Origin of the sequence: Guptibacillus hwajinpoensis (assembly GCF_020524165.1) — a bacterium.
Taxonomy (GTDB): Bacteria; Bacillota; Bacilli; order Bacillales; family Guptibacillaceae; genus Guptibacillus; species Guptibacillus hwajinpoensis_D.
The window spans coordinates 371,144-391,017 of the sequence record NZ_JAIVKU010000003.1; the positions used below are offsets into that span (position 1 = coordinate 371,144).

Here is a 19,874-nt window from a genome sequence, read left to right on the forward strand (position 1 = left end):
GAGTGAAATCAGAAAATACGCTCTAGTACAATGAGGTGAAACGATGAATAAGAGAAAGGAAGATTTTGAGTTAGAAGATGGTGCTTTTTTTCCCGGGAAAACCTACGTAGACGAGCTACTTAAACCGGTTTTTAAAGACCAGCGTGATTACTTATTTGATGCGATGTTTATGATTCATCGCGCCCATACAACGATGCTGAAAGAACAAAATATTATTACTGGTGAGGAAGCAAAAAAGATATTGGACGGTGTTAATGAAGTAGCGAAGATGGAGAAGAAACTATTAAACTATGTCCCAGAATACGAAGATTTCTTTTTCCTTGTTGAAGCCGAAGTTGCGAAGTTAATTGGTGATGATTTAGCAGGCAAGATGCATATCGCAAAGAGCCGAAATGACATGGGTGAAGCGATGTATCGGATCGTGATTCGAGATCATCTGCTTGATCTGTTGGAGAACGTAAAAAAGCTAGGGCAAGCGCTAGTTAGTCAAGCGGAAGATCATATTCATACGATTATGCCGGCCCACACGCACACGCAGCCTGCTCAGCCCACAACATTTGGTCACTATCTTCTCGCTATATCTGATAATCTATCTAGAGACGTGGACCGCTTGTGGCAGGCGTATCATACAGTCAACCGTTCCCCAATGGGAGCAGCGGCTATTACCACCACTGGTTTTCCAATTAGTCGAGAACGAATGGTCGAGCTACTAGGGTTTGATGACGTGATGGAAAATTCCTATGATGCCATTGGGACAGCAGACTATTTACTTGAAACGGCTCTTACACTCGTTAGTATGATGACGAACATGGGCCGGTGGATTCAAGAGCTTCTCCGCATGGCCTCCAATGAAGTCGGTTTACTAAAAGTTTCTGATGCTTATGTCCAGGTAAGTAGCATTATGCCACAGAAAAGAAATCCTGTTTCCCTAGAACATTCAAGAGCTCTTGCTAGCAGTTCTGTAGGGGAAGGATTAAGCGTTATTCAGATGATCCATAATACTCCATATGGCGATATCGTGGATACAGAAGATGATTTACAACCGCATATTTATAACGGATTTCATAAAGCGAATCGTGTTACAAAGCTCTTAACCGCTGTCATGACGACGATGAAATTCAACAAGGAACGAGCTCTTGAGCAAGCCAAAACAAATATGATTACGATCACTGAGTTAGCTGACGTTCTCGCTAGAGATTATGATGTGCCATTTCGAAGAGCTCACCAAATATCTAGTTCCGTAAGTAAAAAAGCAAACGATGCAAAGAAAGAGTTGTATGAAGTAAGTCTTTCTGAAGTCAATGAGTGGATTGGTGCTGTCCAGCTTTCAGAAGAAGACTGGCAACACATCTGTGACCCATCTAAGTTTATTGAGAGGAGAAACGTCACGGGTGGACCGAATCCAAAAGTTGTTGAGCGGATGGTGCGGGACCGTGAAGTGCGATGGGAAGAGTTAGGTAAGAAGATAGAGAAGTATGTGACACAGATCAATACGATTAAAGATGAATTAATAAAATTGTAAGTGGTTTAGCGGGGAATGGAACAGTCTATGTGAACAATTAGGAGATTGCTAATTGTAACGAAGTCCTTGGAAACAAGGGCTTTTTTTGTGTGCCTTGTTCAAAGTGCTAAAAGAGAAAAGTGTAACTTCGAAGCTAAGCGGGAAAAGAGAATATATAAGATTGGCAGGTTGCTTTATTCTTTTGTGAAGGCGATCAATAACTGCTGACTATTCAAAGGAGGAATCACAAATGACAAACCAACATTCAGAAAATCAGAAAACCCTTAAAAATATTAAAGATTTGATCAAAGATGAGAAAGTAGCAATGTTAACTACTATTTCTCCAGATGGCAAGCTGATGTCCCGTCCAATGCAAACACAGGAAGTCGAACTGGATCGGGAAGAGATCTGGTTTATTACCAAAAAAGATACGGATAAATATGAGGATATCAAGCTTACTCCTGCCGTAAACTTAGCATATGCAGGGTCATCTTATGTTTCGATTAGCGGTACTGCTGAATTGGTACAGGATAGCGAGAAGAAGAAAGAGTACATGAATAAGGTTGTTGAAAAACTGCTAAATACTTCTGCCGATGATCCGGATGTTGTATTGGTTAAAGTGACTCCGGAAATCGCTGAGTATTGGGAGTCAGGAGTGAATGTTAAGACGGTTAAAGAGTTTGTGAAAAAGGTGACAAGCAGTAAATCATTAGAAGAAGGCAACGATTTAAAAGATACGGTACACTTTACTAATTGATAGATCACGGATCAGTGAACAAGCAAATGAAAGTGACGGAAACCCTCTTGCGGGTAGCAAGAGGGTTTTAAATATGGATGATTTCAGAAAACCATTAAACCAAGGGGAAGGCTTGAGTAATACTTCCACAACAATCCGCTGGGCTTCAGTGAATCACCAGAACCGTCCCGCTGATTCTCCCGTTAACTACCCGGAAATTTTTAGTATACTTGAGTTAGTAACAAAATAGATAACATATACTCTAACGAACATGATCTTAATGTCGCACCGGAAGATAAAGGGGGGAGAAGCTATGAATTTAAAGCGTATTCATACAGGCTATTTACTTGGTTTATCACTGCTGATCAGTAGCGTACTCTATTTCTTCGCATCGAATTGGCAAGGAATCGAGCGGATTGAAAAGATCAGTCTAGCGATTGGACTGATGTTGCTGTTCTTTGTCGGAGCAACACTCCTTAGCCGTTTCCAACATTCACACCGATTTCTAGAAAGATGGCTCTGGCTGATTGGAACGATTGCGTTTGGGGTTAGCGTGGCACTTATTGGTCAAACGTATAATTCACACGCGGATTCGTATTTCCTTTATCTCATCTGGCTGGTTCCAGCTATCATTTTTGGTGCTCTTACGGGATATAAAGCGTTTTATGTATTAGGTTTTTTATTAAGTCAGCTCGCCTTTTATTTCTATGTGTTTCCGTCATCTTACTTTCCAGATTGGAAGGCTGGTACCGCACTGATCCTAATATTCATCTATTTACTTTTTACCCATGCGTGGTTTTTTCTTTCACGCTCCTCATGGCTCCGTTCAAATTGGATTATGTTTGGCAGCTTTTGTTTGATTCATCTGGTCTTTATCGCTTCAAGTTTTGGTTACTGGGAATACAGTACGTTAATAGGGTGGCTTTATGTCGGATACGGATTGATCAGCGTATTCCTTTGGAAACATCGGGAAGAAAAGGAACTGTTTATCTTAGCAGGAATTGCACTAGGGTTTTTCCTATTCGGGAAAATGGTAGCCGTGTTGGGCGATGCATTTGGTGATCTTATGCCGTTTTTCTTATTAATTGTTGTAGGAGTCATTGTATTTCTAACGATTAAGTATCTTCCTAGATTAGAACGAAGTGAAAAGGGTTCAGAAGCTTGGAAGCGCGTGTTTAAATCATCCTTACTTTTTGTGGTAACGGTAGTCAGTACAGTAATGTTAATCTCAGCCTTTTCAGGAATCATGTTTCTCATCTTCAGCTGGGATCATGCCCTTCCCTTTGTGTTTTCATCTCTTTTTCTATTGTTACTACCAGGTCTCGCACTAAAAGAGAAAATCCCTTTTTTATCAACGATACTCCTGCTGTCTGGATTATCAATCCTATCATCAGCTAACCTGATAGACGCATTTTCCAATGGTTTGCAGCCTAAAACGGTCGTTGTGATGCTCATCTCTTTCTGTATGATCGGAGTCGTACTAAAACTCACTACGAACGCATGGGTTGGTTCGTATGCCTATCTACTTGCAAACGGAGTACTTCTCTTATTTTTATTTGAAGTTGAAGAATCACTACTTGCGATAGATTCTCATGAACCGCTGTTGTTGCTCGTTCTTGTTTTCGGTAATGGGTTGATTCATATTCTTGGACGTGACGACTGGTTCAATCGCAACGCACTTGTCTATAGTATCGTGCCACTGTTTATCTTAACGTTCTTCTTTGAAGGCGAGTGGTTATATTGGCTCTTAAATAGTGTGTTTCTTCTTCTATCCACGCTTCTCGTCTTTTACAAACCATGGCAGTCTAATCCATTTCGATACTGGGTAGGACTCATTTTATGGTATGCGTTTCTGTTCTACAAATACTATGACATCGCATGGTCACTCGTTCACAAATCGATTACGCTGTTGGTTGCGGGTCTTCTTGTATTAGGAATTACAAGAATGGTATCACGAAAGTACAAAGAAACAGCTGTTGAAGAACCTACTTTCGTTGCAGGTAGATGGAAATTAATCTGGTTGGTTGTCATTCTAATGGTTTCGTTCATCGCCTATAATGGCGTGAAAAATGAGGTAGCGCTTCAATCTGGGAAAGAGGTTCGACTTGCTCTTGCGCCTGTTGATCCTCGCTCGATGTTACAAGGGGATTATGTGACGCTTCGCTATGATATCTCAACGTTGCCTGGGACCGTACTTCCATCTAATAAGAAGATAAAAGTTGTCCTCACGCCTACTTCGGAGGGATTGTATGAGTATGGAGGGTATTACAAAATCGAAGGTAAATGGAATAAATCATACGAACCTTCTGATGATGATATCGTGATGAATGGCACCACCTATTCTGATCATGATGTCCAATATGGCATAGAGAGTTTCTTTATTCCTGAAGGGGCAGGTGATTCATTCGAGGGGATAACAACTGCTATTATTAAAGTAAGTGAATCTGGAAATGCGCTACTCATAGAGTTAGAATAAAAAGAGAAAAGTCACCTTGTCTTAAGGTGGCTTCCTTACATATTTGCATATGAAACCAAGCTGTGTTGATGGAAGTTTTCGTAACTTGATTCAATTACCCAGTAATTTTTTTTTGATTGTACTTATTTGATTTTTTTAACCGATAAAGGGAGGACGAATTGTGATAGATTTACGGAGTGATACGGTAACAAAACCAAGTGAAAAGATGAGGAAAGCGATGTACGAGGCTGAAGTAGGGGATGATGTTTATGGAGAAGATCCCACTGTAAATAAGCTTGAAGAACTCGCTGCCCATATTCTTGGAAAAGAAGATGCCTTATTTGTAACGAGTGGTACCCAGGGAAATCAAATTGCTGGATTAGTACACTGTAAGCCTGGCCAAGAAGTGATCATGGAAGCCGAAGCTCATATCTTTCTTTACGAAGCTGCAGCATTGTCCGCTTTTGCAGGTGTTCAAATAAAAACCTTAGATGGTGTGAATGGTGCTATGAAACCGAGTGATGTAGAAGCTGCCATCCGAGGCGATGATATCCATCAGCCAGAAACAGGACTAATCTGTATAGAAAACACTCACAATAAAGCAGGCGGAGCTGTTGTTCCCCTTGAAAATATGGAGTTAATCTATCACATATCGAAAAAACACGGTATCCCTGTTCATTTAGATGGTGCACGATTATTTAATGCTGCTGTAGCCTCTCAAACGTCAGTGAAAGAATTTGCGAAGTATACAGACTCCGTTCAATTTTGCTTATCGAAAGGGTTAGGCGCACCGGTGGGATCAATGATTGCAGGTTCTTCTGATTTTATTTCTCAAGCGCGAAAGTGGCGTAAACGGTTAGGCGGTGGACTTAGGCAGGTGGGGGTACTTGCTGCACCTGGGATCATTGCACTTGAAGAAAACGTCAAACGACTTGAGAAAGATCATGAAAACGCAAAGCACCTAGCTGAAGGGTTTCAAAATATTGATGGATTAGACGTTAGAAATAAAGTAGAAACAAATATTATTTTAGTAGATATTACGAAATCTAACAAAACCACGGAGCACTTCATAGATCAGTTAAAAGAAAATTCTATTTTAGCAGGCCCATTCGGTCCAAATATTATTAGATTTGTAACGAACAATGGCATTACTAAAGAAGATATTGACCGAGTATTGATAACCGTTCAAAAGATGCTAAATGATAACTAAAAAAGTGAAATATATTGAACCAAACAAGGAACTTCTCTGTATAGAGAAGTTCCTTTGCACTTGCAAGTATTAACTTAAGAGCGTTAGTCACGGGTGCGAGAAGAGTGATGTCTCTCAGAGGTTCTTGTGCGCGTTCCATTTGTTCTATTGGTAAAGTTAGCATTTGAATCTTCATAGTGCGTATTATCTTTTAGTGGAGTTGTTTTTTCATCATGATTGTTTGTAGTAGTGCTGTAGTGTGAAGTGTGATTATTCTCGTGATCATGATTTTGATAATGATCATTCTCGTGATTATGGTTTTGATAATGATCATTCTCATGATTATGATTTTGGTAATGATCATTCTCATGATCATGATGTTGATAATGATCAGGATACATGGATTTGTTTTCGGTTTTATTCGATAGGAAGGTGCGATAAACCTTATCTTGTAATTTGTCTGAAGCTTCTACGATTACGATTATTTTTCCATCCTTCAAATGGTTTTCATACTGTGCTGCGTCTCTTTCAGGTATTCCAGCACCTACAAGCGCTCCGACGATTCCACCACCACCAGCACCTACTCCTGCACCAGTAAGGGCAGCGGCGATTGGACCTGCTGCTGCAAGTGGTCCGATGCCGGGGATCGCGAGAAGACCTAAACCTGCAATTAAACCGCCAATTCCACCTAAGGCTCCTCCAGATAAAGCTCCTAATCCAGCTCCTTTTCCAGCGTTTTTTCCACGCCCACCTTTATTGGATGTGACGGATGTTTCCATTTCTTCTTCTAAGACATGTACTTTACTTTTATCTTTAGCAAAAACGGATATGTCGTTGGAACCATAGCCATGATGCTGCAATTCTGTTATGGCTTGTTCGGCACTTCCTACATTAGAAAAAACGCCACCTATAATTTTGTTATTCATACCTTCAGCCTCCTTTGATTGTCTTTCAATAGTACTCACTACCCGAAGAATTAGTTAGGTAATCTTTTATCTTTGAAAGATCTTACAATCTATAGAGAGGTTGAATAAATTAAAAAATGAATAGGGAGGAATGGTGATAACCGTATCGATGATTCTCACGCTTCTCATTCATAAAAGTAAATCTCCTAAGACGATCTCTGAAAACAAAAGAAGCTGGTACCCAATAAAATGAGATACCAGCTTCTTCGATTTAAGTCTTTATTTCACCCATTCATCAATCAAATCTTGATTCTCTTCAACCCATTTTGCTGCTCCATCAGCAGGCTCCTCGCTACTTTCTACGTAGTCAATCAGCTCACCGATTTGTTGATCATTCATCTTCCAGTTTTTAAACCACTCGCTTACCTCTGGATAGTCTTCGTCAAATCCTTGTCTTGTCGCGTGGTGGATTTTTTCCACGCCACCGAATGTGTTTTTCGGGTCTTCAAGGAACTTTAAATCATATTTTGAGAATACCCAGTGTGGGCTCCAAAGCGGTGCCACGATTGGTTCTTTATTTTTAACTGCTTTTTTAATTTCAGCTAACATAGCAGATTCCGAGCTTGGGACCAGTTCAAAATCGAGATCATAGTCCTCAATTAGTTGTTCCGTCACTTCCATCGTACCTGCGCCAGGATCAAATCCAACAATTTCACTATGAAACAGTTCTTTATTTTTATTTAAGTCTTTCACGCTATTAATGTCTTCTAAATAGGTTGGAACCACAAGGCCGACTTTTGCATCGTCAAACCAGGTAGCTTCTGAAAAGTTGACCGTATCCTGATATTTTTCCAAATAATTCGCATCCTGAACGGGTAACCATACTTCTAAACTAGCATCTAAATCGCCGCTATCTAACGCCGTCATGGTAGAACCCATGTTCAAGTAGTTAAATTCTACGTCATATCCGTTATCTTCTAAAATCACTTTCCACATATTTGTGACGGCGATATTCTCAGCCCAGTTAATTTGACCTATTGATATGGTTTTATCTTTTTCCTCTGATTCTGAACCCGATTCGGCACTATTTCCGCAAGCGGTCAGTACCGCGATCATTAGGATGGCTACTATTACACTAAGTCCTTTTTTACCCTGTATCATCTCGTTGCATTCCTCCTGTATGTAAATGATTCATTTCCCCAACTTGAAAGTTTAATGTATTAAGAATTTTTTTAACTAAAGCGCAACACAAAGCCTACTTTTTATGTAAGTGTGTCTCCAAAATAACACAGGTAGTTGATCGTAGCTTAGCGATCAACTACCTGTTCACTTTTGTACTTAATCCTCTTGATCTTTCGGCAAGAATTCGAAGATCTTACCACTTCTTATGCTTTCAACTAAGTCATCCAACCAGTGATAATATTTTTTTGATTCTTCTAATTGATCATAGTGCTTCTTTGCGGTTGCTACAATTTCTGGAGTACTGGTGGAATCTTTAATCACGTCTATAAAATCTTCTTGTGCTTCCTCAATGGCTTCCAAATTCATTTTCACTTCACGTTCCCACATTTGGCAATAAAACGCCATAAAGGAGCGAAAGAAATTTTTCTCAGCTACGTAAGTATGTTTCCTAGAGCCTCGTGTAAATGTCTTTTTCACCATCTCGATTTCTTGAAGCTTACGGACGCTCGTACTCATGCTTGGTTTACTCATCCCGAGTTCCGTGCGCATTTCATCAAGAGTCATTTGGTCTTTAAAGTACATCGTCGCGTATAAATTAGCGGCAGCAGGTGTTACGCCGTATAAATCCATTGTCTCCGCGATGGCACCAATCACTTTATCTTTGGCTTCTTCAATCTTCATTCTGGGTCTTTCATTAGATTCACTCATTAGGTCGCTCCTTCGATATAAAGTAAATCGTGTTAAGTATTTATCAAATTTTCTTTACGAACTTAATGTTAACTTGTTCAGATGAAATGTCAAATATAAGATTCCTATTTTAAGCTTCCTAAATCATCACTACATTAATAGGTATAACCATTTAGGAAGATCTTAATCCTTTCTAAAATTTCCTTGTGAATTTGTTTTGACAGTCTGAAACGGACGTGTTAACGTTAAATGTGTTAAATAAATTCTTAATAAACTTAATTCAATTCGGCATTGGAGTTGATCAATTTGGATCTTAAACTACAACAATACATTAACGGTAAATGGGTTGGCGCGAACTCGGGACGTATGCGTACGATTATTAACCCATATAATCAGGAAATCATTGCGACTGTCCCAGAGGGTGACGAATCAGATGCGAAAGCAGCAATCGCGGCTGCAAGAGAAGCATTTGATCATGGCGAGTGGGCATTTACACCAGCAACTGAGCGAGGAGCAATCGTAAGAAAGATTGCTGAATTAATTGAGCGAGATAAAGAAGAACTTGCTCATCTTGAATCATTGGATACTGGTAAAACAGTCGAAGAAAGTCGTGGAGACATGGATGATATCGCAGGCGTGTTCCGTTATTTTGCAGAACTCGCAGATAAAGATGGTGGAGAGCTAATCGATGCTCCAGTAGCAAATTCAATCAGTAAAGTCGTTCATGAACCAGTCGGTGTTTGTGGGCAGATTACGCCATGGAACTATCCTTTACTTCAAGCATCCTGGAAGCTTGCTCCAGCACTTGCAACAGGAAATACGTTGATTATTAAGCCAAGTGAAATTACGCCGCTTACTCATATCAAAGTATTTGAATTAATGGAAGAGGCGGGAGTACCTGCTGGCGTAGCTAATCTTGTTCTTGGTGCTGGAGACACAGTTGGCGCAGAGCTATCAAATAACACGGATGTTGATCTTATTTCATTCACAGGCGGCATTGCGACAGGGAAGAAAATCATGCAAGCAGCAAGCGTGAATGTGAAAAACCTTGCACTAGAGCTTGGTGGTAAAAACCCGAATGTCATTTTTGAGGATGCTGATTTTGATATCGCCGTTGATCAAGCGTTAAACGGAGTATTCTTCCATGCAGGACAAATTTGTTCCGCTGGGACACGCCTGATTGTAGAAGAAAGCATTCACGATAAATTCGTTGAGGCACTTGTCGAGCGCGTGAAGAAATTCAAACTTGGAAGCGGATTTGATGAAGAGACTCAAATGGGTCCACTTATTTCTGCTGAGCATCTTGCGAAAGTAGAAAAGTATGTTGAAGCAGGAATAAAGGAAGGCGCTACTGTAGCTGTTGGTGGGAAACGTCCAGAAGATCCAGAACTACAGCAAGGGTTCTTCTACTTGCCAACGATTTTCACAGACTGCACTACAGATATGAGCATTGTTCAAGATGAAGCATTCGGTCCAATTATTACCGTTGAGAAATTCCAGTCTGAAGGAGAAGCGATTAAGCTTGCAAATGACTCAATCTACGGACTTGCTGGCGGTGTGTGGACAAAAGATATTGCGAAAGCAGAACGCTGTGCAGCGAAAATGCGCATGGGTACGGTTTGGATTAATGATTTCAACCTTTATTTCCCGCATGCCCCTTGGGGTGGATTTAAGCAGTCTGGGATCGGCCGTGAGCTTGGTAAATCAGGTTTAGAAGAATACACCGAAACGAAGCATATCTTCCAAAACCTTAAACCTGAACCGATTAATTGGTTCTAATCGAATCGTTCATCCGTACTTACTGAATCACAATAATGGGGGATTTAATTCTCCCTTAAGAGTTCAAACTCGAGCTATATATAGGAAGAAAAAATGATCTTTTAGAAAAATGGGGGATGAGACTTACAGGTAAATTCCCTATTTCAACTTCAAGGAGGAATACAACAATATGGAAAAGTACGATATTGTCATAGTTGGCGGCGGTAGTGCAGGTTCTGTACTCGGCGACCGTCTAAGCGCAGATGGCACAAAAAGTGTCTTAGTATTAGAAGCAGGACGAAAAGATTATTCATGGGATCTTTTGATTCAAATGCCGGCAGCTCTGCCGTTTCCAGCAGGAAAGAGCCTTTACGATTGGAAATATGAATCTGATCCTGAGCCATACATGAATGAGCGTCGTATTAAGCATGCGCGAGGAAAGCTACTCGGTGGTTCAAGTTCAATTAACGGTATGATTTATCAACGAGGAAACCCGTTGGACTACGAACGCTGGGGAGCAGATGATGGGATGGAAACGTGGAATTTCGCTCATTGCCTTCCGTACTTCAAGCGTTTAGAGAATGCATTAGGATCACCAGATGATGATCTTCGCGGCCACGATGGTCCGATCAAATTGGAGCGTGGACCAGCGAAAAATCCTTTATTCCAGGCATTCTTTAATGCTGGTGTAGAGGCTGGTTATTCACGTACTCCTGACGTGAACGGTTTCCGCCAGGAAGGGTTTGGTCCGTTTGATAAGCATGTATACAAAGGACAGCGTTTGTCTGCATCTCGTGCTTATTTACACCCGGCTATGAAACGCGAGAACTTAACGGTAAAGACACGTGCTTTCGTTGCTAGTATCGATTTTGATGGGACTCGCGCTAAGGGGTTGACCTATTCACAAAATGGACAAATGCATCAAGTTCAAGCTGGGGAAGTGATCCTTTCAGGTGGGGCAATCAATACGCCGCAGCTTCTTCAACTGTCAGGTGTAGGAGATGCGAAACATCTTCGCTCTCTAGGGATTAAACCAGTTGTTGACCTTCCAGGTGTAGGAGAAAACCTTCAGGACCACCTTGAAGTCTATATCCAACACGCTTGTCCGCAGCCTGTTTCTGAACAGCCTAACTTGAATAAAGCGCGTATGCCATGGATTGGTTTGCAGTGGATGCTTGGAAGAACGGGTCCGGCAGCGACGAATCATTTCGAAGGCGGAGGTTTCGTTCGTTCCAATGAGGATGTTAAATATCCGAACTTGATGTTCCACTTCCTTCCGGTTGCAGTTCGTTACGATGGCCAAAAGGCAGATACAGCTCACGGATTCCAGGTTCACGTTGGACCAATGTACTCTGACGCTCGCGGATCATTAAAAATCCGTTCGACAGATCCGAAAGAGCACCCAAGCATGGTATACAACTATCTTTCTACTGAACAGGACAAGCGCGAGTGGGTTGAAGCAGTAAGAGTTTCTCGTGAAATCATGAAGCAACCAGCGATGAAACCTTATAACTCAGGAGAAATCTCTCCAGGTCCTTCTGTTCAAACAGACGAAGAGATTTTGGAATGGGTAAGAAACGATGCTGAAACTGCCCTTCACCCGTCTTGTACGGCGAAAATGGGACCAGCATCTGATCCAATGGCGGTTGTAGATCCGAAAACGATGAAGGTTCATGGTCTAGATAATGTACGTGTGGTAGATGCTTCTGCTATGCCTTACGTAACGAACGGCAATATTCATGCCCCTGTCTTGATGTTAGCGGAAAAGGCAGCCGATCTAATCCTTGGTCGTAAACCACTGGATCCAATTGATGCTGACTTCTATCGTCATGGCGTTCATCCAGCAGATGCTGGTACAGTAACAAAATAAAGCTTTTATGAGAAGGCGTCCTTTCAACATGAGGTATGAGTGAAAGGGCGCCTTCTCTTTTTTACTTTCTATCAAGGACTACAGTGCTCCTTGATAGGTTACGTGGTTTTAAAAGTGGATGGTAAGCATTCGTTGTCGTCAGACATCGAATGTTTTTTTGATGTCTTAAATGACAGATCATCGACCTTAGAATTCGATCCATTGGTTTTTAAAAGTCCCTTAATTCCCCTTGGATAGGCTAATTAGTTTGGTTTTATTGGATTAAATGATAGTAAGTTCGATTTAATGAGGAAGTTAGATATGAGGGTGATTCAATTTAGATTGCAAGAAGCACAGGGTTGTATAAAACCGGCTATATTTTTATGTTAGGTGAAGCATTTAACGAGATTGAGAAGAGAAGAAAGTCCCTGTAGTAACTCAACTGCCTTCAGTACCGATTCTGAGGGATTAAACGAGGTGAGAAGGGGTCTTTTCCTTGAATAGAATTAAAGAAGTCTCATGCCCCCATAAGAGGCTTTGAGTAGGGTGTAAGAACATTGTTTTTTAGATTCACCTTTCTTGTACATTAGAATACAATAAGAATACTAACAAATAACAAACGGCCTCCTTCATCGATATCGATGAAGGAGGCCGTTTTCATTCGTATTGATTTATCTACGAGGCAATCTTTTCATTACCATTTTCTCTTTCAGCTGGCATCAATAGTGGTTTAGGTGGACACATCTTCTTGGTCGCTTTCGACACTACGATAATGGTTACCAAACCTGCTACCATTGCGAGTGTTCGGAACGGGAACAGGACAATGCCATCTTCAATCATAGGATAAGGGAGGAAAACTGGAAGCCCAATGATGGGTTCTCCTCCACCTATTCGAAGGATGAAAGAAACGATTAATCCTGCAATTGAACCATATTTATTCGCATCTTTAAAGAATAGAGCGGTTGTTAATTGTGGAAATAGAATGACATAAACCAGATCCGCTGCTAGATACCATAATGCATAGACGCTTTGAACATTCAATGCAATAATCGTGGCAGCAATACCAACCAGAATGATCGAGCGCTTAATCATTTTCTTAAGTTGATCACTTGATGCATCTGGCTTGAACAGTGGTCGATACACATTCCATGCTGCCATGGAAGATGCTGATAGAATGGAAGAATCCATTGATGACATGACGGCAGCTGCGAGAGCGCCAAGTCCAATCGCTCCAATCACTCCAGGCGTTAAATATTGCAAGACATATGGGAGAATCATAGATGGGTTATCAGGAGCATTTACACCTAGACTTGCCCAATCTGTATCTAATCCGATCGCTCCAATAATAACGGCTGGGATGGCTGCAATAATACAGATAAATCCAGCGATAATTGAAAGCCACATAGCTGTGTTTTCCGATTTCGCGGAAAGAACACGTTGGAAATAAACCTGCCACGGAATTCCACCGAAAATGAGTAGTAAGGCAAAATCCCACCAGTTCCAATAATAGTTTCCCCATTCAGGATCTTTCCACCCATCTAATGGAGGGAACAGACTTGCATAGCTTCCCATATCGGATTGATAGTGATTCCAAACCGAACTTAAACCGCCTACTTCTGATAGAGCATAAGGAAGCACTAAGAACAGTCCGATCATAACTGCGAGCATTTGAAAGACATCAGTAAATGCAACGGACCACATGCCTCCTACGACAGTGTACGCCACTGCAATAATGGCTGATAGAATAATAGAAGTTTGAAAATCCAATCCTAGAATTGTTCCGAAAGTTGTTCCTAAAGCTGTTAAGATGGCACCACTCCAAAAGACTTCTCCTAATAGAGCGGGAATGTATAAGACACCAGCAACTTTCTTTCCGAATCGTTGTTCAAGTGGGTCAATCATGGTCATAAATTCATAGCGACGCATTTTTCTCGCATAGAAGATACCACCAACGATTAAACTTAGCGCATACCCCCATGGAGCCTGTGCCCACACTAGTCCAAGTGAATAGGTTGATTCTGCGGTACCAGATATGTAACCGCCACCAACCCATGTGGCAGCCATTGTAAACATCGAGATCCACAATGGTAAAGAGCGTTTCGCTACCATCATATCTGATGCAGATTCAGATTTACCACTTGCCATAAACGCTCCAATATAATAGATAATTGCGTAGAATACTAACATTGCAATAAAGGAGCCCCAGTTCACATTCGAATTGGTCGTTCCTAAATAAATAAACATGACTAAAATAGCTGCTACAAATGTACCTATTTTTAATAATTTACCTTTTCCTTCACTCAAATACCTTCACCTCTAGAAAATTTTTAAGTTCAAACTTTTTTTAAACGTATCCTAGTTGGGGTACGTCCAATGTTTTGATTTTTTACATAAAGAATCAGCTTCTCAACGTGTTTTTTTACGTGGTTGCCAATTGTTCCGCTCTTCGCTTACTCGTTACGATCAGCGTTCATTTTTTGTAGGTTAACTTAAGGGAGTTGCTCCTGGATATAATCATTAGCTACATTCAAATTCTTGTACCCCTTTCACGAAAATTAATTGTGTTAAATATTTTCTTAACGTATTTAATAATAAATATTACATGATTAGATTTCCTTGTCAAATACGCTTGGAATAATTGGAGGGGGATCATTCTTTTATTCTTTTAATAGAAACATGAATATGCAGAAGAGGTACACTCATATATTCCGTGACCTTTTAAGCTGTTTTTTTAATGATTAGTTGGATATTACTCTTTCTTTATATGTAAAATATAGAAGGGGTTGGGGAGCTTTTTGACAGATCAATGCGTAAATGATAGCATTTAAGTTTGTTGGAAACGTTAAGAAAATATTTAACAAAATAAATAATGAGCTAAAGTATAAGAACGGATAAGCCTAAGATATGTTAGGAGTGACAAGGGTGTCATCTACTAAGTTGCCTATGAGTGAACGAATCGAACGAGCAGCTCTTCCATTATTTGCGAGAAAAGGTTTTGAAGGGACATCATTAAGCAAAATTGCGAAATGTGTTGGTATTAAAAAACCCTCATTATATGCTCATTTCGCCAGTAAAGAAGATCTTTTCTTCGCGATTCTTCAAAAAGTAAATCGAGATTATCGCGATTTTCTAGAAATGCAAGTTCGACAGTATCATGATATGTCAACGGAAATGCAGTTATATAGCTTATTGAAAGACCATACAATTTATCTTGAAAATGAAGATCTGGGCCTTCTGTTTAAGAGGTTCATGCTTTTTCCGCCATTAGTTCTGAAAGACACATTTAATGAACAGTTTATTCAATCAGAGGAAGCGTTAACGAACGTATTAATGGAAATGGTGAAAGAGGGGAAAAGCAGAGGAGATATTCAAGCCGATCCTGATGAGGTAATCGATGCTTATATATGTTTACTTGATGGCACGTTTGAACAGCTCTTTTATTATTCTGAAGTAGAGCATGAGCAGCGACTCCAAAATGCCTGGCGTATTTTCTGGAGAGGGATTCAAAAGTGTTAGAAATGCGGGATAAGGTGCGTGTGAATAATAAAACCGATCAAACGAACTTTTATTGAGTTCGTTTGATCGGTTTCTGCGCATTAATAACTAAAACGGTTACTACAATAGAAAAAGTTGGTTCACCGAGAGAACATCTTTTCTATAGTTACTGATAAATTTCTATATGTTTAATCTTATAATCTCCATATTCATCTGTCACGACATAATAGTCTTTGATCCGCTCGTACACGCTCCACTCCCCAGCCGCGTTCATAAAATCAAAAACCTCGTAGGTGCTAACGATAGCTTGCTCATCCTGCATGTCAATATTGGTTACATCATTTAGTGTGAATTGAAAGACCATTCCCTGACCGCTGATCTCGTCTAGGTAGTTAGCCATTTCATAATAGGCCTGACTGTCATACAATAGCTGGTCTTCAATATAACCAAAGTCTTCATTTCGCAATGCCGTTTCATAATTCCCTCTAAAATTGATAATAAAGTTAGCAAGGCTTGCTTCATCATATGGAACATCGTACGTGTCTTCTTCCTCTTCTGCATATTCATCATACGCTGAGGCTTCATTATAGAAGTTAAAGGTGCTGGCAACTTCATTTTCATCCATTGGAGACTGCGACCAGTTCGTTAATAATTTCGTCATGGTGTACATTGGGATAGAGAAGGCGATGGATTCATCGCTCGTTAACAGGGCAGAGTTAATGCCGATCACTTTTCCTGTCTTTCCATCTAACAATGGCCCTCCGCTGCTTCCGGGTGAAACTTGGGCATCGATTTGATAGACGTTTTCGTATTGAAACTCGGATTCAAATGAACGGTCAAGACCGGTGAGATATCCGATTGATGCTGTGTTTTCTAATCCTTGAGGGCTACCAAGTGCGATTACTTCTGTTCCAACTTCTGATTCTTTCATTTCTATCTCTAAAGGAGAAGTCCCTTTTAGATTCTGTACCTTAATTAGAGCGACATCATACTGATTTGAGATGCCGATCACCTTGCCATTCATTTCTCGTCCGTCCTGGTCGCGCAAGATGACATCAATATAGCCTGCCACTACATGAGCATTGGTCACAACTGTGCCGTTATCCTGAAACAGGAAACCAGATCCAAGACTATCCTCCGTTAAAATGGTATATACTTTTGTTTGCGCTTCACGTATGATTTCTTTCTTATCTTTTTCTGTAGATGTTTGAGGTGAAGGAGCTTTCTGTTCTGGCGTGCTATTTTCCTTGGCAACGTTTGGTGATGTGCTTGCATTCGCTTCTTTCTTATCTTTTGCTTCTTCCTCTAGCTTCGTAGAATCAGAGATTTTTTCGACTGGCGTTTGAATTGTCTCTTCTACTGTCGTTTCGCTATTTCGTTCTTTATCAAGAACGAAAGCGTAAATAAAGACACCGCTCATTAATAAAAAGGTAAGGATGATACCGGTCAACCACCATTTATTTCTCTGCTGATACCTCGTGTAAGAGTGACCACACTGGCTGCAAAACCGAGCATTTTCTATGTTTTTCGTCCCGCACTTTGGACAAAACATAACCATCTCCTCCTTCAGATCTTTGTTGATTATTATACCTCAACTTAAAGCTTGAGAGGGGTCTAAAATAGAATATATAGGAAGTAATGTAGAAACAGAGAAAGAGAACGGAAGCTCCTTCTATAAAGTAGTAATTTTATCACATTTTCTTCACACACTATTAGGTTATATTTCCTGTTTTTCCAGAAAGCATGATCTCCTAATTGCGGATGAAATGGAAGAGGAGTAAAGTGTCTCGATGTTAGAAGTCTTTATAAGAAAGGGTGGATGAAATGATGAAAGATGGCTTTGTGAAAGTGAATAGTGTCAACCTTCACTACGTGACAGAAGGGGAAGGCGAGCTGATGCTGTTTCTCCATGGGTTCCCTTATTACTGGTACAACTGGCATCATCAGATGGAAGAGTTTTCGAAGGATTATCGTGTTGTTGCTGTTGATATGAGAGGGTACAACGTATCTGACAAACCTGAAGGTGTTTCTTCCTACGATATGTCCATTCTAGTTGAGGATGTCAAACAGTTGATTGAAGCGTTTGGGGAGAAGGATTGCGTATTAGTCGCCCACGACTGGGGCGGAGCGGTCGCATGGACGTTAGCTTACACTGCACCTGAATTTGTGAAGCAGTTGATCATGTTCGATGCACCTCACCCGTATACATTCAGACGAGAGCTAGGAGAGAACCCAGGGCAGCGAGAAGCGAGTAGTTATATGGGATACTTTCAGCGGCCCGATTCTCATGAAGCTCTACTTGAAAATAACGCGGAGCGATTAAGAAAGATGATGACAATTCCGGGGAAGAAAAAGGGGTATTTGACCGAAGAAGATGAAGAAAAGTACATAGAGGCGTGGACACAGCCGGAGGCGATGAAGTCCATGCTTCACTATTACCGGGCTATTTCTTTCTATCCGTTCGAAGAGCATGTGCAAAAACCGCTGGAACTTCCGTATCACATGTTTGAATCACCCACGCTAATCATCTGGGGGGATGCGGATCCAGCTTTTGAAAACAGTAATCTAGACGGATTAGAAGACTACGTTCATGACCTTACGATTCACCGAATGGAAGGGGTCAGTCATGCTCCTCATCATGAGAAACCACAAGTAGTTAACCAGTATATGCGTAACTTTTTAGAAGAAAAGAAATAATGGAATAACCTAGAGGCACTGGGGTTGTTTATCTTCATAGCTTATTCGCTGGGAATATACAAATGATTTTAAAAAGGTTCCATTCATCAATCTTGATGAACGGAACCTTTTTATTTTGGGGAGGATGAATCGTGAGAACCGTCCCCCCGATTCACCCCCGATTCACAAGAAAAGGAACAAGCATCGGGATGGTTAAAACGAGAACAAGTAAGCGAATGACCTGCATGGCAGCGACAATACTTGCATCCAGCTGAAGAGATGACGCAACTGAAGACATCTGCGGTGCGCCTGCTGGAACAATGGCTAACAGGCTAGTGATGAAATCAAGTGGAGTCATAAGGTAAAACACAAATGTTACTACAAAAGTTAAGAAGAAGAACGCTAGTAAAATCCCTGCGCTTGTCCATCCAATGTTTTTGATTTCAGAAAGTGAATTTCTGTCAAAACGTGTACCGATAATGACACCTAACATGGCCATTCCTATTCCGACCCCAAGATTTGGGACTGCAGGGAGTGGCTGAAGGAATGTGTGGAAAAGAAATCCAACAATGATCGCATAGAGAAATGGAGCAATTGGAATTCTCCATTTCTTGGCTAACATCAATGTGATTCCGATCAGAAGAAGGTAAAAGACTACAGCGAGCCAGCCTGGCATGTCTACTAATGAGGCGGTTTTGACTGCTTTCCCCTGAACTTCATCTGTTGGGATAAAAGAAGTCATGAATCCAGCAACAATCGGTATTGTTGAGACAAGCATCATAATACGCACCGTTTGAAAGGCCGCAACCATGCCAAGATTGGCCTTATACTCACGACTTAGCGCCATCATTACAGAAGCTCCGGCAGGTAAACAGCAAAATAGAGCGGTTTTAGCATCAAGATTTGAGTACTTGGCTAAGATTTTCCCCAGCAGCCAACTGACAAATAATAGGGTAATGATTGAGACAAAGAGCGGTAGTATGTAACTAGCAACCTCTTTAAACATTTCTACTCTAATCGTAAGGCTAATACTTATACCGATAATCGCTAATGCGAGATCGAAAAGAAGATTGGGATAGGATATGTCATCAATGAATAATCGATAAAATGCACCAATGAGCATGGCTCCTAATAGCCATCCTGCTGGTATATTCAAAAGATCGAATAAATAACCAACAGTAAACGCCACAATAAGTAGTATTGTCTTTTTCATTAAGTAACTCCTTTAGTATTGAGATGTGTGTTCCAGGACGGACAAAGTAAGTTTAATCATTCTAGCATAGATGTAGGAGACGATTCATTGAATAGGGCTTGTGTGATTAAACGGTTAGCAACCTCTATTGGTAATAGGGGGAATGAAGTTTCATTAGTTCTTCACGTTTAGGGTGATTGATGTGTGGTGAAAATCAGAAAGTCAAAAGCCTTTTCTTAAAGGAAAATA

14 protein-coding genes are annotated in these 19,874 nt (G+C 40.7%); 8 read left to right on the forward strand and 6 right to left on the reverse strand.

The window, feature by feature from the left end; genetic code table 11:
- Positions 1–43 precede the first annotated feature (43 nt).
- The 4 genes from argH (at position 44) to ltaE (ending at position 5,902) form a co-directional block, all read left to right on the forward strand.
- Positions 44–1,522 carry an argininosuccinate lyase gene (gene argH, locus LC090_RS05195; RefSeq protein ID WP_226655898.1) on the forward strand — a complete coding sequence of 493 codons (1,479 nt, stop codon included), beginning with the start codon at positions 44–46 and terminating at the stop codon, positions 1,520–1,522.
- A 229-nt stretch (positions 1,523–1,751) separates the two neighbouring features.
- The gene (locus LC090_RS05200) at positions 1,752–2,258 is read left to right on the forward strand and encodes a pyridoxamine 5'-phosphate oxidase family protein (protein WP_226655900.1); all 507 of its coding nucleotides are present in this window, start codon (positions 1,752–1,754) and stop codon (positions 2,256–2,258) included.
- Between the two features lie 292 nt (positions 2,259–2,550).
- On the forward strand, positions 2,551–4,713 hold the full coding sequence (locus LC090_RS05205; RefSeq protein WP_226655902.1) for a GDYXXLXY domain-containing protein: 2,163 nt from the start codon (positions 2,551–2,553) through the stop codon (positions 4,711–4,713).
- 160 nt (positions 4,714–4,873) lie between these two features.
- Positions 4,874–5,902, forward strand: a complete 1,029-nt coding sequence (ltaE, locus tag LC090_RS05210; RefSeq protein ID WP_226655904.1) for a low-specificity L-threonine aldolase — start codon at positions 4,874–4,876, stop codon at positions 5,900–5,902.
- Between the two features lie 83 nt (positions 5,903–5,985).
- On the opposite strand, the gene LC090_RS05215 is transcribed toward ltaE, so the two are convergent.
- The 3 genes from LC090_RS05215 to cudC all read right to left on the reverse strand — a co-directional run bounded on the left by LC090_RS05215 (position 5,986) and on the right by cudC (position 8,676).
- Positions 5,986–6,807, reverse strand: a complete 822-nt coding sequence (locus tag LC090_RS05215; protein WP_226655906.1) for a general stress protein — start codon at positions 6,805–6,807, stop codon at positions 5,986–5,988.
- A gap of 258 nt (positions 6,808–7,065) precedes the next feature.
- Positions 7,066–7,947: a glycine betaine ABC transporter substrate-binding protein gene (locus LC090_RS05220; protein WP_226655909.1), complete on the reverse strand. Its 882-nt coding sequence runs from the start codon at positions 7,945–7,947 to the stop codon at positions 7,066–7,068.
- Positions 7,948–8,124: 177 nt separating this feature from the next.
- Positions 8,125–8,676: a choline uptake/conversion transcriptional regulator CudC gene (gene cudC, locus LC090_RS05225; protein WP_159784190.1), complete on the reverse strand. Its 552-nt coding sequence runs from the start codon at positions 8,674–8,676 to the stop codon at positions 8,125–8,127.
- A 285-nt stretch (positions 8,677–8,961) separates the two neighbouring features.
- Between cudC and betB the strand changes: the two genes are divergently transcribed.
- Complete coding sequence (gene betB, locus LC090_RS05230; RefSeq protein WP_226655911.1) at positions 8,962–10,434, forward strand: betaine-aldehyde dehydrogenase; 1,473 nt, start codon at positions 8,962–8,964, stop codon at positions 10,432–10,434.
- 169 nt (positions 10,435–10,603) lie between these two features.
- Positions 10,604–12,283, forward strand: a complete 1,680-nt coding sequence (betA, locus tag LC090_RS05235) for a choline dehydrogenase (RefSeq protein ID WP_226655914.1) — start codon at positions 10,604–10,606, stop codon at positions 12,281–12,283.
- Positions 12,284–12,937: 654 nt separating this feature from the next.
- Here the strand turns inward: betA and LC090_RS05240 are convergent.
- Positions 12,938–14,506 (reverse strand): sodium:solute symporter family protein, encoded by a 1,569-nt coding sequence (locus LC090_RS05240; protein ID WP_226656597.1) that lies wholly within the window; start codon positions 14,504–14,506, stop codon positions 12,938–12,940.
- A gap of 678 nt (positions 14,507–15,184) precedes the next feature.
- Here LC090_RS05240 and LC090_RS05245 point away from each other — a divergent pair.
- Positions 15,185–15,778, forward strand: a complete 594-nt coding sequence (locus LC090_RS05245; RefSeq protein WP_226655916.1) for a TetR/AcrR family transcriptional regulator — start codon at positions 15,185–15,187, stop codon at positions 15,776–15,778.
- Positions 15,779–15,923: 145 nt separating this feature from the next.
- Here LC090_RS05245 and LC090_RS05250 read toward each other — a convergent pair whose 3' ends face one another.
- Positions 15,924–17,309, reverse strand: a complete 1,386-nt coding sequence (locus LC090_RS05250; RefSeq protein ID WP_226655918.1) for a trypsin-like peptidase domain-containing protein — start codon at positions 17,307–17,309, stop codon at positions 15,924–15,926.
- 272 nt (positions 17,310–17,581) lie between these two features.
- On the opposite strand from LC090_RS05250, the gene LC090_RS05255 reads away from it, so the two are divergent.
- Positions 17,582–18,454 (forward strand): alpha/beta fold hydrolase, encoded by an 873-nt coding sequence (locus tag LC090_RS05255; RefSeq protein WP_226655920.1) that lies wholly within the window; start codon positions 17,582–17,584, stop codon positions 18,452–18,454.
- Positions 18,455–18,605: 151 nt separating this feature from the next.
- On the opposite strand, the gene LC090_RS05260 is transcribed toward LC090_RS05255, so the two are convergent.
- Complete coding sequence (locus LC090_RS05260) at positions 18,606–19,646, reverse strand: AbrB family transcriptional regulator (protein WP_226655922.1); 1,041 nt, start codon at positions 19,644–19,646, stop codon at positions 18,606–18,608.
- Positions 19,647–19,874: the final 228 nt, after the last annotated feature.